Here is a 21,993-nt window from a genome sequence, read left to right on the forward strand (position 1 = left end):
GCCGGCTCCTCGGACGCGTACTTTTAGGCGCAACACGCGTCGGTAGGAGCAGTCTTGGCACGGAAGATCGGCAGCCGGTACACCGCCCACCAGATCCTCGGACGGGGCAGCGCCGGCACGGTGTGGCTGGGCGAGGGTCCCGACGGACCCGTCGCGATCAAGCTGCTGCGCGAGGACCTGGCGTCCGACCAGGAACTCGTCTCGCGCTTCGTCCAGGAGCGCACCGCCCTGCTCGGCCTGGAGCACCCGCACATCGTCTCCGTGCGCGACCTGGTCGTCGACGGCAACGACCTCGCGCTGGTCATGGACCTGGTCCGCGGCACCGACCTGCGCACCCGCCTCGACCGGGAGCGGCGCCTGGCGCCCGAGGCCGCGGTCGCCGTCGTGGCCGACGTGGCCGACGGACTGGCCGCCGCACACGCCTCCGGAGTCGTGCACCGCGACGTCAAGCCCGAGAACGTACTGCTCGACATGCAGGGCCCGCTCGGCCCCGGCGGCTCGCACCCGGCGCTGCTGACGGACTTCGGGGTGGCCAAGCTCATCGACACCCCGCGGCGCACCCGCGCCACGAAGATCATCGGCACGCCCGACTACCTGGCCCCGGAGATCGTCGAGGGCCTGCCGCCGCGCGCGGCGGTCGACATCTACGCCCTGGCCACCGTGCTCTACGAGCTGCTCGCCGGCTTCACGCCGTTCGGCGGCGGCCACCCCGGCGCGGTGCTGCGCCGCCACGTGACCGAGACCGTCGTCCCGCTCCCCGGCATCCCCGACGAGCTGTGGCAGCTCCTCGTCCAGTGCCTCGCCAAGGCCCCGGCCTCCCGGCTGCGCGCCTCCGAGCTGAGCGCCCGGCTGCGCGAGCTGCTGCCGATGCTCGCCGGAATGGCCCCGCTGGACGTGGACGAGCCCGACGCCGAGCAGCAGGAGGACGACCCCGACGAGTCCCCGGCCTCCCCGGCGGCCCCGGCGTCGGCCGGGCAGCCCGTACGGCGCCGGGGAGCGGTGCCGCTGGTGCCGGGGGCCAAGCCGGCCGACTCCAACCGCGACACCCACACGTCGATGCGGGTGCCCGCCCCGGACGAGCTGGCCGGCGGCGCCCGCGGCACCGCCCGCGCCCCGCGCGCCGCGGGCGCCCCGCGCCCCGGCTCGGCCCGCAACCGCGCCACCGCGCGGCGGCGCAGGATCGCGGTGGGCGCGGGCGCCCTCGCCCTGGTGGCGGCGATCGGCGTCGGCACGTGGCTGGCCACGGGCGGCGACGAGGACGGCGGCGGCCCCCAGGACACGCGGAACTCGGCCCCGGCCGCTCCCTGAGGCGCGGGCCCCCGCGGGCGCCCGCGCCCGCACCCGCACCCGTCCGGCGTGGACCGGTGGACGGAGCCGTTACGCTGGATGCGTGGCAGTCGTCGATGTATCCGAAGAGCTGAAGTCCCTCTCCTCGACCATGGAGTCGATCGAGGCCGTCCTGGACCTCGACAGGCTGAGGGCAGACATCGCCGTGCTCGAGGAGCAGGCGGCCGCTCCCTCCCTGTGGGACGACCCGGAGGCGGCGCAGAAGATCACCAGCAAGCTCTCGCACCTCCAGGCCGAGGTGCGCAAGGCCGAGGCCCTGCGCGGCCGGATCGACGATCTCGGCGTGCTCTTCGAGATGGCCGAGGAGGAGGACGACCCGGACACCCGTGCCGAGGCCGAGTCCGAGCTCGCGGCCGTCCGCAAGGCGCTGGACGAGATGGAGGTCCGCACCCTGCTCTCCGGCGAGTACGACGCGCGCGAGGCGCTCGTCAACATCCGCGCCGAGGCGGGTGGCGTGGACGCCGCCGACTTCGCCGAGAAGCTCCAGCGCATGTACCTGCGCTGGGCCGAGCAGCACGGCTACAAGACCGAGGTCTACGAGACGTCGTACGCGGAGGAGGCCGGCATCAAGTCGACCACCTTCGCCGTGCAGTCGCCCTACGCCTACGGCACCCTCTCCGTCGAGCAGGGCACGCACCGGCTGGTGCGGATCTCGCCCTTCGACAACCAGGGGCGCCGCCAGACCTCCTTCGCGGGCGTCGAGATCCTCCCCGTGGTCGAGCAGACCGACCACATCGAGATCGACGAGTCCGAGCTGCGGGTGGACGTGTACCGGTCCTCCGGCCCCGGCGGCCAGGGCGTCAACACCACCGACTCGGCGGTGCGCCTCACCCACATCCCCACCGGCATCGTCGTCTCCTGCCAGAACGAGCGCTCCCAGATCCAGAACAAGGCCACCGCCATGAACGTCCTCCAGGCCAAGCTCCTGGAGCGGCGCCGCCAGGAGGAGCAGGCCAAGATGGACGCCCTCAAGGGCGACGGGGGCAACTCCTGGGGCAACCAGATGCGTTCGTACGTGCTGCACCCGTACCAGATGGTCAAGGACCTGCGCACGGAGCACGAAGTGGGCAACCCCGAGGCCGTGTTCAACGGCGAGATCGACGGTTTCCTGGAGGCCGGCATTCGCTGGCGCAAGCAGCGGGAGAAGTAACGCGAAGCGGAGTCACCGCTTTGTCGACAAGGCAACTGCCGCCGTTCCGGCGGCGGTTGCCTTTTGTCTGCCCCCTGTTCGCCGGTGATGTCTGGGTTTTGCATCACAGTCACACCCATTGTGTCCGGCATACGTCCCGTACCCGGACATCGCGTACGCAATGGCCTTGACGTTGCTTTGAACATTCGGAATGGTGAGGCGCGGCATGCGTATTTCTGGGGCGCATGTGAACCGGGGGGCTCGAGCACACATGCAGCCACCCCCGTCGATCACGGCCCCCGAGTGCGGCCTCAACGACTAAAACGGCTACTGGGGGTAGCAACTACATGACGAAGAAGACGCGCATCCGTGTCGCGCGCATAGCGGCCGGCGCCGTGATCGCGGCCGGTGCCTCCCTGACCGCCGCGGGTGCCGCCTCGGCGCTCGACATCGGCGTGAGCGCCGGCGCGGGCAGCGACGGTGTCGGCCTCGGCGTCAGCGTTCAGGGCGGCGAGGAGGACGGCGGCACGACCGAGGGCTCCATCGTCGGCGTGACCGAGGGCACCTCGCAGGGCACGTCCGAGGGCACCTCGGAGGGCACGTCCGAGGGCACTTCTGAGGGCACCTCGGAAGGGACGTCCGAGGGCACCTCCGAGGGGACGTCGGTGGGCACGTCCGAGGGCACTTCTGAGGGCACCTCCGAGGGCACCTCGGTGGGTACTTCTGAGGGCACCTCCGAGGGCACCTCCACCGGCACGTCCGAGGGCGGCGACAACGGCGGCACCGGCGACAACGGTGGCAACGGCGACAACGGTGGCAACGGCGACAACGGTGGCAACGGCGACAACGGCGGCACCGGGGACAACGGCGGCGCCGGTGACAACGGCGGCAACGGTGACAACGGCGGTTCCGGCAACAACGGCGGTTCCGGCAACGGTGGCGGTTCCGGCAACAACGGTGGCGGCGGTAACTCCGGTGGCACCGGCGGCGGCGACAACACCACCCCCGACGGCGGCGGCAACGACAACGTCGCTCAGGAGGAGGGTTCCTCCGCGCTGACCGACACCGGCGAGGAGGCCCCGGCCTCCGACACCGCCGCCCAGGGCAACGGTGAGGAGCTCGCCGAGACCGGCGCCGCGGAGACCACGTTCCTGCTGGTCGGCGCCGCGACGATGATCGCCGGAGGCATCGGCTTCCGCTTCCTGCCGCGCCTGATGAACGGCCGCGGCGCAGCTGCCTGACGGTAGCCGTCCGCGCACGTACCGCGCACGCGGAAGGAGGGGCCCGGAGCGACTTCGCTCCGGGCCCCTCCCACGTCTTCCGCCACTCTCCGTGCCCTCGTACGTGCCCGTCCGTGTCCTGGCGGCCCCCAGGGCCCCTCCAGGGCCGTCAGGCGGTCTGGTGGGCCAGCAGGGCCACCGCCGCGATCAGCACCGCCAGCAGCGCGATCAGCGTCGTCGGGTTCAGCCCCGCGAGGAAGTTGCCCCCCTGCTCCTGCTGAAGCCGCTCGCGGTTGGCCCGGCACACCGGGCACCTGCCCTCACTCACGGGCGCCGCGCAGTTCGCGCACACCAACCGGTCGTACGTCATGCGCTCGCCCTCCTTGCCACCGGCTCTGTTCGGAAGAACGCCCGCAAGGACACGAACGTTCCCCTTCCACTGTGCCAGGTTCCGTGGGGCCCCGCGCGCCCTCCTGCGGGGACAAAACACGCAAGTGATGCGCAACCCCGACCGGTGACTGCGGTCGGCTCCCCGGTTCGCGTATGGTCACGCACATCTACCCCCGGCGACCCGTGGTGCATCCGTGATCCGATTCGACAACGTCTCCAAGGTCTACCCCAAACAGAGCCACCCAGCCCTCAGGGACGTCTCCCTGGAGGTCGAGAAGGGCGAGTTCGTCTTCCTCGTGGGGTCCTCCGGCTCCGGAAAGTCCACCTTCCTGCGGCTGATCCTCCGCGAGGAGCGGTGCAGCCACGGACAGGTGCACGTCCTCGGGAAGGACCTCGCCCGCCTGTCCAACTGGAAGGTGCCGCAGATGCGGCGCCAGCTGGGGACGGTGTTCCAGGACTTCCGCCTGCTGCCGAACAAGACGGTCGGCGAGAACGTCGCCTTCGCCCAGGAGGTCATCGGCAAGTCCCGCGGCGAGATCCGCAAGTCCGTGCCGCAGGTCCTCGACCTCGTCGGACTCGGCGGCAAGGAGGACCGCAGGCCCGGCGAGCTGTCCGGCGGTGAGCAGCAGCGCGTCGCCATCGCGCGGGCCTTCGTCAACCGGCCCAAGCTGCTGATCGCCGACGAGCCCACGGGCAACCTCGACCCGCAGACCTCGGTCGGCATCATGAAGCTGCTCGACCGGATCAACCGGACGGGCACCACCGTGGTGATGGCCACGCACGACCAGAACATCGTGGACCAGATGCGCAAGCGCGTCATCGAGCTGGAGAAGGGCCGCCTCGTCCGTGACCAGGCACGCGGTGTCTACGGCTACCAGCACTGACGAGCCACGGACGACGAGGAACGGAAAGGCTTAACGAGACGCCATGCGCGCCCAGTTCGTAGTCTCGGAGATCGGAGTCGGTCTTCGCCGCAATCTGACGATGACCTTCGCGGTCATCGTCTCGGTCGCCCTGTCCCTGGCCCTGTTCGGCGGTTCGCTGCTGATGAGCGACCAGGTCAACAACATGAAGGGCTACTGGTACGACAAGGTCAACGTCTCGGTCTTCCTCTGCAACAAGAGCGACGCCGAGTCCGACCCCAACTGCGCCAAGGGCGCGGTGACCGAGGACCAGAAGAAGCAGATCATGTCCGACCTCGACGAGATGGCCGTCGTCGAGAAGGTGACCTACGAGTCGCAGGACGAGGCGTACAAGCACTACAAGGAGCAGTTCGGCGACTCGCCGCTGGCCAGCTCCCTCACGCCGGACCAGATGCAGGAGTCGTACCGGATCAAGCTGAAGGACCCGGAGAAGTACCAGGTCATCGCGACCGCCTTCGACGGCCGGGACGGCGTGCAGTCCGTGCAGGACCAGAAGGGCATCCTGGACAACCTCTTCGGCCTGCTCAACGGCATGAACTGGGCCGCCCGCGCGGTGATGGCCCTGATGCTCGTGGTCGCCCTGATGCTGATCGTCAACACCGTGCGCGTCTCGGCGTTCAGCCGGCGCCGCGAGACCGGCATCATGCGCCTGGTCGGCGCCTCGGGCTTCTACATCCAGGCGCCGTTCATCATGGAGGCGGCGGTCGCCGGTCTGATCGGCGGTGGTGTCGCCTGCGGCTTCCTGGTGATCGCCAGGTACTTCATCATCGACCACGGACTCGCCCTGTCCGAGAAGCTGAATCTGATCAACTTCATCGGCTGGGACGCCGTCCTGACGAAGCTGCCGCTCATCCTGGCCACGAGCCTGCTGATGCCCGCGTTGGCCGCGTTCTTCGCGTTGCGCAAGTACCTGAAGGTGTGACACATACCAAGGGGGCCGCGCGGTCAAGGGACCGTGCGGCCCTTACGCGTTGTCCTAGACTCACCGGCATGTCAGGCCGTGACCCGTTCTGTCAGCCCCGCCGCGTACGCCACGGGGCCGCCCTGACCTTGGTGTTCGCCAGCGTGCTCGTCGCGGGCGCGGCCTCGGGCTCGCTGCCCGGGACGGACCGGAAGTCCGAGCCCGGCACCGCCCGTTCGGCCACCCCGGCCGGCCGGCAGGCCCCGCACGACGACGTCGCCCGCGCGGCGGCCGAGGCCATGGCCGACGGCAAGTCCCCCGTGGAGGCCGCCGAACGCGCGGTCTCCCGCAGCGGCGACCGCTGGGGCGCCGTCTACTCCCAGGGCGAGTACGAGGAGTTGGAGAACGCCCTCGACGGCCGGTACACCGGCGTCGGGCTCTCCGCGCGCCGCGAACGGGACGGCCGTATCCAGGTGACCAAGGTGCGCTCCGGCTCGCCCGCCGCCGACGCCGGGATCCGCGAGGGCGACCGCCTGCGCAGCGTCGACGGCGAGCGGGTCGACGGGCGGCCCGTCACCGAGGTCGTCGCCATACTCCGCGGCGACGCCGAACCGGAGCCCGCCGGCACCGCCGTCCGGCTGGGCCTGGAGCGCGGCACGCGCGCGTGGACCGAGACCGTACGCCGCGCCCGGCTCTCCACGGACCCCGTGACCGTCCGCACGCTCGCCGACGGCCTCACCGTCGTCAAGGTCGCCTCCTTCACCAAGGGCGTCGGCGAGCAGGTGCGCGAGGCCGTGGCGCGGGTGCCGTCCGGCGCCGGGGTCGTCCTCGACCTGCGCGGCAACTCCGGCGGCCTGGTCACCGAGGCCGTCACCGCCGCCGCCGCCTTCCTCGACGGCGGCCTGGTCGCCACCTACGACGTCGACGGCGACCAGCGGGCCCTGCACGCCGAACCCGGCGCCGACACCACCAGACCCCTGGTCGCGCTCGTCGACGGCGGCACGATGAGCGCGGCCGAGCTGCTCACCGGGGCCCTCCAGGACCGCGGCCGGGCGGTCGTCCTGGGCTCCCGCACCTTCGGCAAGGGCTCGGTGCAGATGCCGAGCCGGCTGCCCGGCGGCTCGGTGGCCGAGCTGACCGTCGGGCACTACCGCACCCCCTCCGGACGCGGCGTCGACGGCACCGGCATCACGCCCGACCTGGAGGTGGACCCGACGGACCCGGCCGCCCTCGCGCGGGCCCGGACGGTATTGAGCGGGCTCGGGCCGACCGCGTAATCCGCTTTCCGCCAGGCCCCTGCGTAGTGCCAAAATGGACCGCACTATGGCTAAGGAAAAAGGGCGCAAGCTGATCGCGCAGAACAAGAAGGCGCGGCACGACTACCAGATCCTCGACACCTACGAGGCCGGCCTCGTGCTGTCCGGTACCGAGGTGAAGTCGCTGCGCCAGGGACGGGCCTCGCTGGCCGACGGCTTCGTGCAGCTGGACGGTCACGAGGCGTGGCTGCACAACGTGCACGTGCCGGAGTACAGCCAGGGCACCTGGACCAACCACAGTGCGCGCCGCAAGCGGAAGCTGCTGCTGCACCGGGTGGAGATCGACAAGCTGGAGTCGAAGTCGCAGGAGACCGGTCACACGATCGTGCCCCTGGCGCTCTACTTCAAGGACGGGCGGGCCAAGGTCGAGATCGCGCTGGCGCGCGGCAAGAAGGAGTACGACAAGCGGCAGACCCTCCGCGAGAAGCAGGACCGCCGCGAGGCGGAGCGGACGATCTCTGCGATCCGGCGCAAGCAGCGGGCCTGAGCCCGCCGGAATAGGCTGGCACCTGTACGCGTTGGTCACGTACGATGGTGCCTGCACCCCACAGAGGGTGCGCGCCCCTCTTCGGAGGACTTGAAAAATCAACATGGGGATGATCGGTTTCGACAGCGGCTGTCGAAGCAGGGGAAGCGTGTCGAGGAAGCGGCCATGATCTCGTAAACCACAGGCCGAAAAAATAATCGCCAACACCAAGCGCGATTCCTCCCAGCAGGCCTTCGCCCTCGCTGCCTGATCTCAGGTAGCGAAGCGAGCCTCCTACTAAGGGAGTGTCAGCCCGGGGCTGTTCCCGACCCGGATCCTGGCATCAGCTAGGGGACTAAACCTTGATCCCGGTCACGGGGTGAAGAGGGAAACCAAACAGTGACTGAGCCCGTCGGAGACTTGTCCGCGTGATCTCCGGGGCTGAGAAAATCGAAGCGGACTGCACACGGAGAAGCCCTGATTCCGCACCGTTGGACGCGGGTTCGATTCCCGCCATCTCCACATTCCCAGGGAACCCCCTGGGTCACCGGCCACGTGCCGGGGACCCGGGGGGTTCCTGCGTTCACAGCGATCTCCGGGCCGGCAGCAGGGTCAGGAGGAGGGCCGCTGCCGCCGCGGTGACCGGTACGCCGTAGGCCGCGGTGGGGGAGACGTGCTCCACCGTCCAGCCGCCCGCCGCGCTGCCGCAGGCGATGCCGCCGAGCAGGCCGGTCACCGCGAGGGTCATGCCCTCGTTCAGGCGGCCCTCCGGGGTGCGGTGCTGGACCAGCGTCATCGTGGTCACCATCGTCGGCGCCGTCGCCATCCCGCCGACCAGCAGCGTCAGCGCCAGCAGCGGCAGGGAGCCGCTGAGCGAGGCCGCCAGGAGCGGCAGCGTCAGCAGGGCGGTCATCGCGGCCACGCACCACGGCAGGCGGTGCTCGGCCGGTCCGGCGGGCTTGATCACGCCGTAGAGCAGACCCGCCGCGCAGGAACCGGCCGCCTGGAGGGCGAGGACCACGCCGGCCGCCGCGCGGTGTCCCTGTGCGTCCGCGAAGGCGATGGTGACGACCTCCATGGCGCCGAACACACCGCCCATCGCCAGGCACACCACCAGCAGCGGCGGGATGCCCGGAGCCCGGAGGGGTGCCTTCGCCGTCGGGCGCGGGAGGGCCGGGGGCTCGGTCGAACGCCGGGCGGTGAACAGCAGCATGCCGGTCACCAGCAGCACCACGCCCACCAGCGTGCCCGCCTCCGGGAACAGCGCCGTGCACAGGAACGCCGCGAGGACCGGCCCGAGCATGAAGCACAGTTCGTCCGTGGCCTGTTCGAAGGAGTTCGCGGTGTGCAGCGCGTCGGCGTCTCCCTTGAGCAGGTGGGCCCAGCGGGCCCGGGCCATGCCGCCGGTGTTGGGCGTGGTCGCGGTCGCGGCGTAGGCGGCGAACAGCGTCCAGGCGGGCGCCCCGTGCCGCACGCACAGCAGCAGCGCGACCGAGCCCAGCGCGGCGAACAGCGTGGCGGGTACGGCGACCCTGGCCTGGCCGTACCGGTCCACGAGCCGCGCGGTCCACGGGGCGACCAGCGCCGTCGCCGCCAGCCCGGTCGCGGTGACGGCGCCGGCCAGGGCGTACGAACCACGGGTGCCGGCGATCATCACGACGGCGCTGACGCTGAACATGCCCATGGGCAGCCGGGCGATGAGATTCCCGGTCGTGAAGGCGCGTGCGCCCGGAGTGGCCAGGAGGCGCTGGTACGGGCCGGGCGGCCGGCGGCCGGTGCGGGGGCGGAAGTCGGCCGCGACCAGGGTGTCGGCGGTGACGGCCAGGAAGGGAGCGGGGTGCGGGGGACGGGACGGGCGCGCTGGAGTCGGTTGCGGCATGCGTCCACCGTCGCCCGGGGGTGATCAGGAGGTCCAACACCTTCTCCGTGGCCATTCACGCATCGGCGTTGTAAATTCGCCGGATGCCCGGACCCGCCCACCTCGATCCCCGTCTCCTGCGCGCCTTCGTCGCCGTCGCCGAGGAGCTGCACTTCACCCGGGCCGCCGCCCGGCTCTACGTCGCCCAGCAGGCCCTCAGCAGGGATGTGCGGCGCCTGGAAAGGGAGTTGGGTGCCGAGCTGTTCGTCCGGACCACCCGGCAGGTGACGCCGACGGCCGACGGCGAGCGGCTGCTGCCGTACGCCCGCCGGGTCCTCCAGGCGCAGGACGACCTGCTGGCCGCCTTCGGGCAGGCGCGCCCGCTGCTGGTCGACCTGAACTCCCCGGGCCTGGTCACCGGCCGCCTGGTCCTGGAACGGGCCCGTGCGCTCGCGCCGGAGCAGGAGCTGATGGCGCGTTACGAGAGCGGACTGACGTACGCCGCCGGTGAACTGGTCGCGGGCCGCCTCGACGCCTCCTTCGGCCGGTTCGCGGGACTGCCCGCCGCCCTGCGGGCCGGGCTCGCCCACCAGCCGGTGCGCCTGGAGCCGATGGCGGTCGTCCTGCCCGAGGACCATCCGCTGGCCCGGCTGCCCGAGGTGCCGCTCTCCGCGCTCGCCGGAGAGGCCGTGTACGCCGGGGCCGGCAACCCGCGTACGCCGGAGTGGACCGAGCTCGCGCACCGTCTGTTCGAGGGCCGCGGCATCGACGTGGCGTCCCCGGCGCCGCTGGCGGTCGGCGAGGAGGAGTTCCAGCGCATCATGGACAAGACGCGCAATCCGATCCTGGCCGTGGAGAGTTTTCCGGCCATGGCTTCGACCGTGGTGCGCCCTCTCGTCGACCCCGTGCCGCTGTCGCCGGTCTCGCTCGTCTGGCGAAAGGGACTGGTGCATCCCGCGCTCGACGCGCTGCGCCGGGCGGCGTCGCAGGTCGCGACCGAAAAGGGTTGGCTGGAGGGTCTCGGCGGGGGGTGGATTCCGGCCGCCGACGCCGCTGTGATGTCCGTCCACAAGTGACACGCGGCAACCACACATCCTCCGCGTGCGCTACATTCTTTGCCTGAGCACGGTGTGATACAGGGGGCGCTCGAACCTGGTGGGGGCCGGTTCGGCCGACGAGTGCTCGGAGTCGTATGCGCACCCGGAAGTGTTCCGTGGGGGGAAGTGCGCGCGCGTGAAGAATTGGCAAAAAGACGCCCAACCGGAGTGGCCCGAGGTCGAGTCCGGGGTTCGTGAAAACTCGGAGGCCGGACGAGATGCTGATGCCACCGCGGTGCTGTCCCCCACCCGCTCCCTCCCGTCGGCCGGGGAGCCCCCGATGAGCGCGCCGGGTTCGGGGTGGTTCGGCGACTCCGGTGCGGCCCCGCGCGGCCGCGAGAGCTCCGACGCCGGCCGGACGGAGGCCCCGGACTCCCGAATAGGCGGCGGCGCCCCCCGCCAGCAGGGCCCGAACCCGCTGGTCCGGGGGCGCATAACCTGGGGCACGACCCACGCGTCGGCCGGGGCGAACCCCGGCAACCCCGCCGCGAGGCCCAACCCCTCCGGCACACCTCCCCAGACCCCCCGCATGCCCGAAAACGGCCACCCCGGCGCCTCGGGCCCCGGCATCGGTACCGGCCCCGGCGGTGGTGTCGTCCCTGACTTCGACCGGACGGCTGTTCTTCCGCCGACGGGCCCCGGCAGTGGTGTCGTCCCCGACTTCGACCGGACGGCTGTTCTTCCGCCGACGGGCCCCGGCGGCGGTGTCGTCCCCGACTTCGACCGGACGGCTGTTCTCCCGCCGACCGGCCCCGGCGGTGGTGTCGTCCCTGACTTCGACCGGACCGCCGTTCTCCCGCCGACCGGTGCCGGTGCCCCGATGGGGGCCACCCGCGCCTTCCCCGCGTCCGGTGCCGGTGCCGGTGCCGGTGCCGGTTCCGGTCCCGCGCCCGTGCTCCCGTCCGGGCCCGCCACCGCCGCGCTCCGCGATCCCTGGCAGGAGACGCCGGACACGGACGGCGACGCCGGAGCCGCCGCCGGGCACACGCACGACCCGCACGAGGTCACCGTGCAGCTCGATGCCGTCCACCTCGGTGACGGCGTGCTGCTGCGGGCCGACGGCGGGCACCGCAAGAGCGGCCCGGAGCCCTCCGACGGGCCCGTCTTCGTCGACGCGTCCGGCCGCCGCAGCCGCCTGTACCGCCGCCTCGGCATCCTGGTCGCCGTCGCCTGCGCGGTCTACGCCGTCGTCATCGTCTCCACGCTGCTCTCCGGCAACTCCGACGCGCCGTGGATGCCCGCACCCGGTCAGGAGGAGGGCGCACCGGCCGGTCAGGTCGACACCACCCCGGCGCCCTCGCAGTCCGCGCAGCCCTCGGACACCGGCCCCGCCGCCCCGCAGGCCACCCCCTCGGCCGGTGTCGGCGCGACGACCGAACCGGGCGTCGACGCACCCGCGTCCGGCACGTCCGGCGTGACGGGCGGCGCCACGGGGCAGCCCGGCACGAGCGTCGGCCCCCAGTCCTCGGCGCCCGGGACCGACCAGAACCCGGGCGGTGGCGGCGCGACCGGTCCGAATCCGACCCAGTCGACACAGGTTCCGCCCTCCGACACCACGGACCCGTCCTCCCCGACGGGCGGCGGCGACACCGGCGTCGACCCGACCGAGCCCACCGGCGGCTCCACCACCGGCACCGACCCGGGCGCGGACGGCACCAACGCCAACGGCGCGGGCGACCCGGACCCCCTCGCGGGTCAGAACGGCACACCCGTCGTGGTCGCCGGCCCGGCCGACACCTCCACGTCCCCTCACCTGTCCCCGGAGAACACCCTCTGATGGCATCCCGCACCCGCCGTCACGGGGCCGCACGCAGCGCCCGTGAGGGCTCCCGCCGTCGTGTGCCCTTGCGCCTGCTGCTCCCGCTGCTCGTCCTGGTCGCCCTGGTGGCGATGCTCATGCTCCGCGGATACGTGCACAGCGAGATCCTCGCCGACCACCGCGTCCAGCCGCCCGCCGCCACCGACAAGGTGCCGCAGAAGATCCTCGAGGGCGGCCCGGTCATCGACGTGCGCGGCGGCCGCACCGAGAGCCTGAGCGTGCCCGACCACCGCCTCGTCCTCACCTTCGACGACGGCCCGGACCCGACCTGGACGCCGCGGGTGCTGGACGTGCTGAAGAAGCACGACGCGCACGCGGTCTTCTTCGTCACCGGCACCATGGCCTCCCGCTACCCGGACCTGGTCCAGCGCATGGTCGACGAGGGCCACGAGGTGGGCCTGCACACCTTCAACCACCCCGACCTCTCCTTCCAGTCCAAGAAGCGCATCGACTGGGAGCTGTCGCAGAACCAGCTGGCGCTCACCGGCGCGGCCGGGGTCCGCACCTCGCTGTTCCGGCCGCCGTACTCCTCCTTCGCCGACGCCATGGACAACAAGTCCTGGCCGGTCACCGAGTACATCGGCAGCCGCGGCTACATCACCGTCGTCAACAACACGGACAGCGAGGACTGGAAGAAGCCCGGCGTCGACGAGATCATCCGCCGCGCCACTCCGCACGGCGGCAAGGGCGCCATCGTCCTGATGCACGACTCCGGCGGCGACCGCCACCAGACCGTGCAGGCCCTGGACCGGTTCCTGCCCGACCTGAAGAAGAAGGGCTACGAGTTCGCCAACCTCACCGAGGCCCTGGACGCCCCCAGCGCCATGACCCCGGTGACCGGCGCCGACCTGTGGAAGGGCCGGGCCTGGGTCTTCCTCGTCCAGGCCTCGGAGAAGCTCACCGACGTCCTGGTGGTGGGCCTGGCGATCATCGGCACCCTGGTCATCGGACGCTTCGTCCTGATGCTGCTGCTGTCCGGCGTCCACGCCCGCCGGGTGCGCCGCAGACGCTTCCGCTGGGGTCCGGCGGTCACCGAACCGGTCACGGTGCTGGTCCCGGCGTACAACGAGGCCAAGTGCATCGAGAACACGGTCCGTTCCCTGGTGGCCAGCGACCACCCGGTCGAGGTCATCGTCGTCGACGACGGCTCCAGCGACGGCACCGCACGCATCGTGGAGGGGCTCGGCCTGCCCGGCGTCCGGGTGATCCGGCAGCTCAACGCGGGCAAGCCGGCCGCGCTCAACCGGGGCCTGGCCAACGCCCGGTACGACATCGTCGTGATGATGGACGGCGACACCGTCTTCGAACCCTCCACCGTCCGCGAACTCGTCCAGCCCTTCGGCGACCCCAAGGTGGGCGCGGTGGCGGGCAACGCCAAGGTCGGCAACAAGGACAGCCTCATCGGCGCCTGGCAGCACATCGAGTACGTGATGGGCTTCAACCTGGACCGCCGGATGTACGACGTCCTGGGCTGCATGCCGACCATCCCGGGCGCGGTCGGCGCCTTCCGCCGCTCCGCCCTGGAGCCCATCGGCGGCATGAGCGACGACACGCTCGCCGAGGACACCGACGTCACGATGGCGCTGCACCGGGCCGGCTGGCGGGTCGTCTACGCCGAGAACGCCCGCGCCTGGACCGAGGCCCCGGAGTCCGTCGGCCAGTTGTGGTCCCAGCGCTACCGCTGGTCGTACGGCACCATGCAGGCGATCTGGAAGCACCGCCGCGCGGTGATCGAGAAGGGTCCCTCGGGCCGCTTCGGCCGCGTGGGCCTGCCCTTCGTCTCCCTGTTCATGGTGCTGGCCCCGCTGCTGGCCCCGCTGATCGACGTCTTCCTGATCTACGGCCTCGTCTTCGGACCCACCGAGAAGACGATCGTGGCGTGGCTCGGCGTCCTGGCCATCCAGGCGGTGTGCGCGGCCTACGCCTTCCGGCTGGACCGGGAGAAGCTGACGCCGCTCATCTCGCTGCCCCTCCAGCAGATCCTGTACCGCCAGATCATGTACGTGGTGCTCCTCCAGTCCTGGATCACGGCGCTCACCGGCGGCCGGCTGCGCTGGCAGAAGCTGCGGCGCAGCGGCGGGGTCTCCGCGCCGCCGCCCGGCGCCGACGGCGTGCCGCCCCAGCGGCGGTCCGGCGCCATGGACGGGAGGCCGGTGCGTTGACCACCCCGCCGTACGACCCGGCGCGGCCGGCCCCCGCGGCCGCCCTGCCCGACCCGTCCCTGCCCGAGACGTCCCTACTCGATCCATCCCTGCCTGGTCCGACCCGGAGCGCCCCGCACATGACCGCACCACCCCTCCAGCCGCCCGTCGGCGCGGACACCGCCGTACCGGCGGCGCCCCAGCAGAAGCAGGCGCGGCGTGCTCCCGTGCGCGACCGGTACTTCGACCTGCTGCGGGCGGTGGCCCTCTTCCGGGTGGTCCTCTACCACCTGATGGGCTGGGCCTGGCTGCCGGTGGTGTTCCCGTCCATGGGCGTCATGTTCGCCCTCGCGGGCAACCTGATGGCCCGCAGCCTCAAGCGGCCGGCCGTCCAGGTCGTCCGCAGCCGTATGCGCCGCCTGCTGCCGCCGCTCTGGCTGCTGGGCGTCGTGGGCGTGACCGGCATGGTGCTGCAAGGCTGGGGACCGAACGAGGACGGGCACCCGGGCTGGTGGTGGTTCCACCTGCTCTACTGGATCCTGCCGCTGAGCGACCCGCCCTTCGCCGAGAGCGTGCCGGGCATCCACGGCATCCTGGGCGCGGACTGGGCCGCGGAACTCGGCGGGCCGCTGTGGTACATCCGCGCCTACCTCTGGTACGTCCTGCTCTCCCCGGTCCTGCTGCGCGCCCTGCGCGCCCTGCCGTGGCTGACGATCCTCGCGCCCCTCGTCCTGTCGGCCGCCTTCCAGTTCGGCTACCTGAACCTGCCGGGCGAGCGCTTCCCGTCCGCGCTCACGGACTTCAGCACCTTCGGGGCCTGCTGGATCCTCGGCATGGCCCACCAGGAAGGCATCCTGAAACGGCTGCCGCGCTACGTCGTGCCCTCGGTCGCTCCCGTGATCGCCGCACTGGGACTCTGGTACGCCTTCAGAGAGGGCTTCAAGACCGGGTACGACCTGGACTCCATCCCCTTCGCGCAGGCCGTCTGGTCCTTCGCCACGGTCCTGCTGCTCCTGCACGTCAGCCCGTCGTGGACCGAGTGGCCGCGCCGGCTGCGCCGCTGGGACCGGCTGATCACGCTGCTCAACTCCCGCGCGGTGACGATCTACCTGTGGCACAACGTCTGCATCCTGATCGCGGCCACGCTGTGGGACCAGTTGTGGGGCTTCGACGTCATGAACGAGAACGTCCCGTGGCTGCTGGAGAGCCCGTGGCCGGTCCTGGCCATCGCCTGGCTGCTCATCGGGAGCTGCATCGTCTGGTTCGGCTGGATGGAGGACGTGGCCGCCAAGCGCAGGCCCCAGCTCTGGCCGGACGGCGGCAAACGCACGCCGGCGAAGCAGCCGAGGGCCCGCGCCGCGCACCGGGGCTGACCCCGCGACCGGGGCGGACCCCGCACCGGGGCTGACGGCTGTCGGCCCTCCGTGCGAGACTGCCCCGGTTGCGGAAGTGAACAGGGTGGCGTGAGCCGGTCAGGGGGAGCAGCGGGATGAGCAAGCGGCAGACGCAGAAGATGTTGCAGCTGATGGCGAGCGGGGAGCCGGTCCAGCTCACCAGCCGGATGTCGTCCGTGAAGAAACTCGCCAAGCTCGCCTTCGTCGCCCAGCAGTTCGGCTACGAGTACGCGGACGTGCGCCAGAGCGGCGGGAACAACGCCGCGCTCACCATGCTGCTCGTCCCCGACCCGAGCCCGCAGGCCCGCACCCGGGCCGCGCAGAACTGGGCGCAGTACCCGAACGCCGGCGACGGCGTGTCGCTGCCGCCGCTCGTGCCGGACGCCTTCGAACTCCTCAAGGCCCGGATCAACTTCGACCTCACCGGCAAGAACGCCCAGAAGAACATGGGCTACGGCGCGCTCGGCGGCACCGTCGCGTGCGTGGTCATCGCCTTCCGCGAGGGCGGCTCGTCCGACGACTTCGTCCTCTCCGGCATCATCTGGCTGGTCCTCATGGCGGCCCTGGGCCTCGGCTTCCTCGTCACCCGCAAGCGCAACGCCAAGTTCGCGGCCCGGTTGCAGGCGGCCGGGTTCATGCCGGTGGCCGACGAGACCGGGCGGGTGCGCTACCTGCCGCCCGGCGGGCAGCTGCCGGGCCACGGGAACCCGTTCGGTGCAGCGCCCGGCGGCTACGGACAGCCGGCCCCCGGCCCGTACGGCGCCCAGCCGCCGCAGCAGCAGCCGTACGGCGGGATGCCGCAGGCCCCGCAGCCGTACGCCCCGCAGCCCGGCCCGCAGGCCCATCAGCCCTACGCGCCACCGCAGCCGTACGCCCAGCCGCAGCAGGCACCGCAGCCGTACGCCCAGCCGCAGCAGGCACCGCAGCCGTACGCCCCGCCGCAGCAGCCGTACGCGCCGCAGGGCCAGCAGCCGTACCCGCCGCAGGGGTACCCGCAGCAGAACCCGCACTGGCAGCCCCAGCCCCCGCAGGGCTGACCGCTGACCGCTGACCGCGATCTCTCACGCCGTCCCCGCGCCGGGTGAGAGCAACGTTCCCTCCCGGTCATCCACAGCCCCACCGGCGCGAAACGCGTGCTGCCTAGCGTCGGCGCCACCGAGCTGTGGAGCACCGTGGAGGCGCTATGAAAGCCCGTGGCGGACGCTGGATCGAGCACTGGGATCCGGAGAACGAGACCTTCTGGAAGGAGACGGGGCGGCGAACGGCCCGGCGGAACCTGTTCTTCTCCGTGCTCTCCGAGCACATCGGGTTCTCCGTCTGGACGCTGTGGTCCGTGCTGGTGCTCTTCATGGGCCCGGAGTACGGGCTGTCACCGGCCGACAAGTTCCTGCTGACGTCCGTGGTGACCCTGGTCGGCGCCGTCGTGCGGGTGCCCTACACCTTCGCCGTCGCGGTCTTCGGCGGCCGCAACTGGACGATCGTCTCGGCGAGCCTGCTCCTGGTCCCGACGCTCGCGGCCTTCGTGGTGATGGAGCCCGGGACGTCCTTCTCGACCTTCCTGCTGGTCGGGCTGCTGGCCGGGATCGGAGGCGGCAACTTCGCCTCGTCCATGACCAACATCAACGCCTTCTTCCCGCTCAGGGAGAAGGGGTGGGCACTGGGCCTCAACGCCGGCGGCGGGAACATCGGTGTGCCGGTCATCCAGCTCGTCGCGCTCGCGATCATCGGGGCGAGCGGCGGGCCCCGGGTGCTGCTCGGCATCTACATCCCGCTGATCATCGTCGCCGGCGTCCTCGCCGCGCGCTTCATGGACAACCTCACCACCGTGAAGAACGACACCGGAGCCGCCAAGGACGCGGCCCGGGACGCCCACACCTGGATCATGTCGGTGCTGTACGTCGGCACCTTCGGCTCGTTCATCGGCTACAGCTTCGCCTTCGGACAGGTGCTGACGACCCAGTTCGGGCGGACGCCGCTCCAGGCCGCGTACCTCACGTTCATCGGCCCCCTGCTCGGTTCCCTCGTCCGTCCGCTGGGCGGCAGGCTCGCCGACCGGTACGGCGGTTCGAGGATCACCCTGTGGAACTTCGTCGCCATGGCCGCGGCCACGGGGGTGCTCGTCCTGGCCAGTATGGAGAAGTCGCTGGCGCTGTTCGTGACCGTGTTCGTGGCGCTGTTCGCGCTCAGCGGGCTCGGCAACGGCTCGACGTTCAAGATGATCCCGGGCATCTTCCACTCCAAGGCGCTGGCCCGCGGACTGACGGGGGAGGAGGCCGTACGGCACGGACGGCGCCTGTCGGGTGCGTCGATGGGGCTGATCGGTGCGGTGGGCGGCCTCGGGGGCGTCGGGATCAACCTCGCCTTCCGCCAGTCCTTCCTGTCCTCCGGATCGGGAACCGGTGCCTTCGTCGCCTTCCTGGCCTGCTACGCCGTGTGCATCGTGGTCACCTGGGCGGTATACCTCCGCCGGCCCGCCGTGCGCGGCGAGACCGGGGCGTCGGCGGCGAAGGCGGAGGCACGGCTCGGCTATGCCGAGGTGTGACGTAACACTGGTGACATGAAGCGGAACCGAGCCCGTCACGCACGGTTGACAGGCTCGGTCGTCCGCGTGACTGGGCACGTGGGTGGGAACGGATCGGAGCGCGGCGAGCGATGGACGACGTAAGCGAGGTGGGCGGCGTGGGCGAGGTGGACGACGGACCGCGGCGATCCGACCACGGCCCGCTGGCCGGGTTCACCGTGGGCGTGACCGCCGCCCGCCGGGCCGACGAACTGGGCGCGCTGCTCCAGCGGCGCGGCGCCGCCGTCCTGCACGCACCCGCGCTGCGGATCGTGCCGCTGGCCGACGACGGCGAGCTGATGGCCGCGACCAAGCGCATCGTCGACCAGGCACCGGACGTCGTCGTCGCCACCACCGCCATCGGGTTCCGGGGCTGGGTGGAGGCCGCCGACGGCTGGGGGCTCGGCGAGACCCTGCTGGAGCGGCTGCGCACGGTGGAGCTGCTGGCGCGCGGGCCCAAGGTCAAGGGCGCGGTACGGGCCGCGGGCCTGACGGAGCGGTGGTCACCCGCCTCGGAGTCCATGGCCGAGGTCCTGGACCGGCTCCTGGAGCAGGGCGTGGAGGGCCGCCGGATCGCCGTACAACTGCACGGTGAACCGCTGCCGGGGTTCGTGGAGGCGCTGCGGGAGGGCGGCGCCGAGGTGGTGGGCGTGCCCGTGTACCGGTGGCTGCCGCCGGAGGACCTCGGCCCGGTGGACCGGCTGCTGGACGCCGCGGTCTCGCGGGGCGTGGACGCCGTGACCTTCACCAGCGCGCCCGCCGCGGTCTCGCTGCTGGGCCGGGCCGAGGAGCGGGGCCAGCTGCCGGAGCTGCTCGCCGCGTTCGGCCACGACGTGCTGCCCGCCTGCGTCGGCCCGGTCACCGCGGTGCCGCTCCAGGCGCACGGCGTCGACACGGTCCAGCCCGAGCGCTTCCGGCTCGGCCCCCTCGTCCAGCTGCTGTGCCAGGAACTCCCGGCCCGGGCGCGTGCCCTGCCGGCCGCCGGGCACCGCCTGGAGATCCGTGGACACGCGGTGCTCGTCGACGGGGAGCTGCGGACCGTGCCGCCCGCCGGCATGTCCCTGCTGCGCGCCCTCGCCCGGCGGCCCGGCTGGGTCGTGCCCCGCGCGGAGCTGCTGCGCGCGCTGCCGGGCACCGGCCGCGACGAGCACGCCGTCGAGACGGCCATGGCCCGCCTCCGCACGTCCCTCGGCACCCCGAAGCTGATCCAGACGGTGGTGAAACGCGGCTACCGCCTCGCCCTGGACCCGCCCACGGACGCCAAGTACACGACCGACTGACCCCCGCACGGCACGGCCCCCTCCAGGTCCGATGCGGTGCGACGGCACGTGCGCCGGTCCCGGGAGGCCACGGGTGTCCGTCGGTGCCCGGTGCTCAGTGGCCGGTCGGGTGGGGTGTGGTGTGGGGCGCCGTGGGCTGCCAAGCCCGTGGCCAGGCACGCCGTCGCCAGCGTCGAGAGCACGGCGCGTACGACGTTCCAGGCCACCCACGGGTCCTCGAACCGCTCGCGCAGCGCCGCCGGGTCGCCGGGGCGGGCCAGGGCGTCGTTGAGGGGGATGTTGCCGACCACGGTGACCAGGAAGGCGAGCGCGTACGCCGTCGCGCCCGCCCAGACCCACCAGCTGCCCGGCGTCCGGCGCGATTGCCACCCCGCGACACCCGCGAGGACGAGCGCGCCCATGAAGGCCGACAGGAACACCGGGTTCTGGATCACCTCGTTGACGTCGCGCATCACGTCGACGTACACCCGGTCGTCGCTGCGCGCCAGCGCCGGCATCACCGCGCAGGCGAAGACGTAGAAGGTGCCTGCCATCAGTCCCGCGGCGACCGTGGCCGCGACCAGTACTCCACCGGCGGTGCGGGACCGCCGTTCCCCGTTGGTGTTCGTCATGCGTCCAGTCAACGGGCCCGGCCGTGCGCCGGACATGGCCCGGGCGCGCGGGCGCATGCGCAAGCGTCCACGCGGGAGCGGTACGGGGGGTTCCGGGCGCGGGTGCGGGCAGGCACTGTAGAGGGGAGCGGTCCGCGCGCGGCCCGCGCGGTCTCCCTGCTCCCCTTTCCGGGCCCGTGCCTGAGCGGGCAAGCCCTAGGCGGTGACAGGAACATGGCACTGGGTACGGCCATCGACCCGTACGAGCTGCGGTTCGACACCGGGCGGATCTGTCTGGACCTCATCGCCACCACCCACCCCGTGGAACGCCTCGGCTCCGTCGACGCCCTGCGCGCCTGGATCTGCGGCTCCGGAATCGTCCCGCCCGGCACCCCGCTGGGGCACGCCGATCCCTCCTGGCTGAGCGGCTTCCACGAACTGCGCGCCGAGACCGCCAGGCTGGTGCGGAGCCGGCCGGTGTCCCGCAACCCCCGCCACGCCCTCGCCCTCGCCCGCGTCAACGAACTCGCCCTCGCCGCACCGCCCGCCCCCCGCGCGGTGCCCGGCGAGGACGGCGCACTGGTGCGGGAGCTGACCGGCCCGCCGCGGTGCGCCGCGCTGCTCGGCGCCCTCGCCCGGGACGCCGTGGAACTGCTCACCGACCCCGTCGCACGGGCGGGCCTGAGGCAGTGCGCGGGCGACAACTGCCCCATCGTGTACGTGGACACCTCCCGCGGCCGCCGCCGGCGCTGGTGCTCCAGCGAGGTCTGCGGCAACCGCGAACGCGTCGCACGGCACCGCCGCCGCGCCGCCCTCGCCCGGTAAGTACCCGTAGCGTCCCTCGCGCCCCGTTCGTCACACCGCCTCCGGGAAATCTTTCATCTCGGTTTGAACACGCCGCACTTCGCGTCCGTACCGGATGGGCGAGCGACCGACTGGGGGATCCCCCGGACACCGGAGGTGGGCGTGCGCAAGGATTCCGTCGTGGCCAACGAACGTGGTGCGAGGGCCCGACATCGCATGTCGCAGTCGTCCTCGGAGCCCGACGAGGAGCTGATGCGCGCGCTGTACCGCGAGCACGCCGGCCCCTTGCTGGCCTACGTGCTGCGGCTGGTCGCGGGGGACCGCCAGCGCGCCGAGGACGTCGTCCAGGAGACGCTCATCCGTGCCTGGAAGAACGCCGGTCAGCTCAACCGTGCGACCGGATCGGTACGCCCCTGGCTGGTGACGGTCGCGCGTCGCATCGTCATCGACGGCCACCGCAGCCGGCAGGCCCGGCCGCAGGAGGTCGATCCGTCGCCGCTGGAGGTCATCCCCGCGGAGGACGAGATCGACAAGGCGCTGTGGCTGATGACGCTGTCGGACGCGCTCGACGACCTGACCCCGGCCCACCGGGAGGTCCTCGTCGAGACGTACTTCAAGGGGCGTACCGTCAATGAGGCGGCGCAGACACTGGGCATACCCAGCGGCACCGTTCGCTCCCGGGTGTTCTACGCCCTGCGTTCGATGAAGCTGGCTCTGGAGGAGCGGGGGGTGACGGCGTGATGAGCGGCTACGGGGGA

General features: G+C 72.1%; 19 protein-coding genes and 1 other RNA gene. 17 read left to right on the forward strand and 3 right to left on the reverse strand.

Annotated features, from left to right (window positions below):
• Positions 1–54 precede the first annotated feature (54 nt).
• The 3 genes from B9W62_RS23675 to B9W62_RS23685 all read left to right on the forward strand — a co-directional run bounded on the left by B9W62_RS23675 (position 55) and on the right by B9W62_RS23685 (position 3,717).
• Entirely contained in the window at positions 55–1,308 is a 1,254-nt protein-coding gene (locus B9W62_RS23675) for a serine/threonine-protein kinase (protein ID WP_087809052.1), read from the forward strand.
• Between the two features lie 82 nt (positions 1,309–1,390).
• Complete coding sequence (prfB, locus tag B9W62_RS23680; protein WP_003975840.1) at positions 1,391–2,497, forward strand: peptide chain release factor 2; 1,107 nt, start codon at positions 1,391–1,393, stop codon at positions 2,495–2,497.
• Positions 2,498–2,823: 326 nt separating this feature from the next.
• A complete protein-coding gene (locus B9W62_RS23685; protein ID WP_087809053.1) occupies positions 2,824–3,717 on the forward strand; it encodes a hypothetical protein in 894 nt (297 codons plus the stop codon).
• Between the two features lie 148 nt (positions 3,718–3,865).
• Here the strand turns inward: B9W62_RS23685 and B9W62_RS23690 are convergent, their stop codons facing one another.
• The gene (locus tag B9W62_RS23690) at positions 3,866–4,066 is read right to left on the reverse strand and encodes a hypothetical protein (RefSeq protein ID WP_087809054.1); all 201 of its coding nucleotides are present in this window, start codon (positions 4,064–4,066) and stop codon (positions 3,866–3,868) included.
• A gap of 214 nt (positions 4,067–4,280) precedes the next feature.
• Between B9W62_RS23690 and ftsE the strand changes: the two genes are divergently transcribed.
• The 5 genes from ftsE to ssrA all read left to right on the forward strand — a co-directional run bounded on the left by ftsE (position 4,281) and on the right by ssrA (position 8,217).
• Complete coding sequence (ftsE, locus tag B9W62_RS23695) at positions 4,281–4,970, forward strand: cell division ATP-binding protein FtsE (RefSeq protein ID WP_003975843.1); 690 nt, start codon at positions 4,281–4,283, stop codon at positions 4,968–4,970.
• A 43-nt stretch (positions 4,971–5,013) separates the two neighbouring features.
• Entirely contained in the window at positions 5,014–5,931 is a 918-nt protein-coding gene (ftsX, locus tag B9W62_RS23700; RefSeq protein WP_052841736.1) for a permease-like cell division protein FtsX, read from the forward strand.
• 68 nt (positions 5,932–5,999) lie between these two features.
• Positions 6,000–7,187, forward strand: a complete 1,188-nt coding sequence (locus B9W62_RS23705) for a S41 family peptidase (protein ID WP_179235627.1) — start codon at positions 6,000–6,002, stop codon at positions 7,185–7,187.
• Positions 7,188–7,233: 46 nt separating this feature from the next.
• A complete protein-coding gene (smpB, locus tag B9W62_RS23710; protein ID WP_052841735.1) occupies positions 7,234–7,713 on the forward strand; it encodes an SsrA-binding protein SmpB in 480 nt (159 codons plus the stop codon).
• 105 nt (positions 7,714–7,818) lie between these two features.
• Positions 7,819–8,217: a transfer-messenger RNA gene (ssrA, locus tag B9W62_RS23715) on the forward strand.
• A 58-nt stretch (positions 8,218–8,275) separates the two neighbouring features.
• Here the strand turns inward: ssrA and B9W62_RS23720 are convergent.
• Positions 8,276–9,571, reverse strand: coding sequence for an MFS transporter (locus B9W62_RS23720; RefSeq protein WP_107424212.1), 1,296 nt, complete (start codon positions 9,569–9,571; stop codon positions 8,276–8,278).
• A gap of 83 nt (positions 9,572–9,654) precedes the next feature.
• On the opposite strand from B9W62_RS23720, the gene stgR reads away from it, so the two are divergent.
• The 7 genes from stgR to B9W62_RS23755 all read left to right on the forward strand — a co-directional run bounded on the left by stgR (position 9,655) and on the right by B9W62_RS23755 (position 19,841).
• On the forward strand, positions 9,655–10,626 hold the full coding sequence (gene stgR / locus B9W62_RS23725; RefSeq protein ID WP_087809056.1) for a LysR family transcriptional regulator StgR: 972 nt from the start codon (positions 9,655–9,657) through the stop codon (positions 10,624–10,626).
• A 301-nt stretch (positions 10,627–10,927) separates the two neighbouring features.
• Positions 10,928–12,424 carry a hypothetical protein gene (locus B9W62_RS23730; RefSeq protein WP_179235628.1) on the forward strand — a complete coding sequence of 499 codons (1,497 nt, stop codon included), beginning with the start codon at positions 10,928–10,930 and terminating at the stop codon, positions 12,422–12,424.
• Positions 12,424–14,628, forward strand: a complete 2,205-nt coding sequence (locus tag B9W62_RS23735; RefSeq protein WP_087809057.1) for a bifunctional polysaccharide deacetylase/glycosyltransferase family 2 protein — start codon at positions 12,424–12,426, stop codon at positions 14,626–14,628. Before B9W62_RS23730 ends, B9W62_RS23735 begins: the two co-directional genes overlap by 1 nt.
• 119 nt (positions 14,629–14,747) lie before the next feature.
• The gene (locus B9W62_RS23740) at positions 14,748–15,980 is read left to right on the forward strand and encodes an acyltransferase family protein (RefSeq protein ID WP_087809058.1); all 1,233 of its coding nucleotides are present in this window, start codon (positions 14,748–14,750) and stop codon (positions 15,978–15,980) included.
• 116 nt (positions 15,981–16,096) lie between these two features.
• A complete protein-coding gene (locus B9W62_RS23745) occupies positions 16,097–17,038 on the forward strand; it encodes a hypothetical protein (RefSeq protein WP_087809059.1) in 942 nt (313 codons plus the stop codon).
• A gap of 146 nt (positions 17,039–17,184) precedes the next feature.
• The gene (locus B9W62_RS23750; RefSeq protein WP_087809060.1) at positions 17,185–18,543 is read left to right on the forward strand and encodes an MFS transporter; all 1,359 of its coding nucleotides are present in this window, start codon (positions 17,185–17,187) and stop codon (positions 18,541–18,543) included.
• A 110-nt stretch (positions 18,544–18,653) separates the two neighbouring features.
• The gene (locus B9W62_RS23755; protein WP_087809061.1) at positions 18,654–19,841 is read left to right on the forward strand and encodes a uroporphyrinogen-III synthase; all 1,188 of its coding nucleotides are present in this window, start codon (positions 18,654–18,656) and stop codon (positions 19,839–19,841) included.
• On the opposite strand, the gene B9W62_RS23760 is transcribed toward B9W62_RS23755, so the two are convergent.
• Positions 19,790–20,452 carry an anthrone oxygenase family protein gene (locus B9W62_RS23760; protein WP_373433700.1) on the reverse strand — a complete coding sequence of 221 codons (663 nt, stop codon included), beginning with the start codon at positions 20,450–20,452 and terminating at the stop codon, positions 19,790–19,792. The two genes, B9W62_RS23755 and B9W62_RS23760, sit on opposite strands and share 52 nt — an antisense overlap.
• Positions 20,453–20,665: 213 nt before the next feature.
• Between B9W62_RS23760 and B9W62_RS23765 the strand changes: the two genes are divergently transcribed.
• Positions 20,666–21,256 (forward strand): CGNR zinc finger domain-containing protein, encoded by a 591-nt coding sequence (locus B9W62_RS23765; protein WP_087809062.1) that lies wholly within the window; start codon positions 20,666–20,668, stop codon positions 21,254–21,256.
• A 195-nt stretch (positions 21,257–21,451) separates the two neighbouring features.
• On the forward strand, positions 21,452–21,976 hold the full coding sequence (locus tag B9W62_RS23770) for a sigma-70 family RNA polymerase sigma factor (RefSeq protein ID WP_007450155.1): 525 nt from the start codon (positions 21,452–21,454) through the stop codon (positions 21,974–21,976).
• Positions 21,977–21,993: the final 17 nt, after the last annotated feature.

It is taken from the genome of Streptomyces sp. CS113, from assembly GCF_002188365.1.
Classification (GTDB): domain Bacteria; phylum Actinomycetota; class Actinomycetes; order Streptomycetales; family Streptomycetaceae; genus Streptomyces; species Streptomyces tendae.

Coding starts and splice junctions, on each gene's coding strand:
- B9W62_RS23685 (WP_087809053.1), top strand. CDS start 2,824: ATGACGAAGAAGACGCGCATCCGTGTCGCGCGCATAGCGGCCGGCGCC.
- B9W62_RS23690 (WP_087809054.1), bottom strand. CDS start 4,066: ATGACGTACGACCGGTTGGTGTGCGCGAACTGCGCGGCGCCCGTGAGT.
- ftsX (WP_052841736.1), top strand. CDS start 5,014: ATGCGCGCCCAGTTCGTAGTCTCGGAGATCGGAGTCGGTCTTCGCCGC.
- B9W62_RS23705 (WP_179235627.1), top strand. CDS start 6,000: ATGTCAGGCCGTGACCCGTTCTGTCAGCCCCGCCGCGTACGCCACGGG.
- smpB (WP_052841735.1), top strand. CDS start 7,234: ATGGCTAAGGAAAAAGGGCGCAAGCTGATCGCGCAGAACAAGAAGGCG.
- B9W62_RS23720 (WP_107424212.1), bottom strand. CDS start 9,571: ATGCCGCAACCGACTCCAGCGCGCCCGTCCCGTCCCCCGCACCCCGCT.
- stgR (WP_087809056.1), top strand. CDS start 9,655: ATGCCCGGACCCGCCCACCTCGATCCCCGTCTCCTGCGCGCCTTCGTC.
- B9W62_RS23730 (WP_179235628.1), top strand. CDS start 10,928: ATGAGCGCGCCGGGTTCGGGGTGGTTCGGCGACTCCGGTGCGGCCCCG.
- B9W62_RS23735 (WP_087809057.1), top strand. CDS start 12,424: ATGGCATCCCGCACCCGCCGTCACGGGGCCGCACGCAGCGCCCGTGAG.
- B9W62_RS23740 (WP_087809058.1), top strand. CDS start 14,748: ATGACCGCACCACCCCTCCAGCCGCCCGTCGGCGCGGACACCGCCGTA.
- B9W62_RS23745 (WP_087809059.1), top strand. CDS start 16,097: ATGAGCAAGCGGCAGACGCAGAAGATGTTGCAGCTGATGGCGAGCGGG.
- B9W62_RS23750 (WP_087809060.1), top strand. CDS start 17,185: ATGAAAGCCCGTGGCGGACGCTGGATCGAGCACTGGGATCCGGAGAAC.
- B9W62_RS23755 (WP_087809061.1), top strand. CDS start 18,654: ATGGACGACGTAAGCGAGGTGGGCGGCGTGGGCGAGGTGGACGACGGA.
- B9W62_RS23760 (WP_373433700.1), bottom strand. CDS start 20,452: ATGACGAACACCAACGGGGAACGGCGGTCCCGCACCGCCGGTGGAGTA.
- B9W62_RS23765 (WP_087809062.1), top strand. CDS start 20,666: ATGGCACTGGGTACGGCCATCGACCCGTACGAGCTGCGGTTCGACACC.
- B9W62_RS23770 (WP_007450155.1), top strand. CDS start 21,452: ATGTCGCAGTCGTCCTCGGAGCCCGACGAGGAGCTGATGCGCGCGCTG.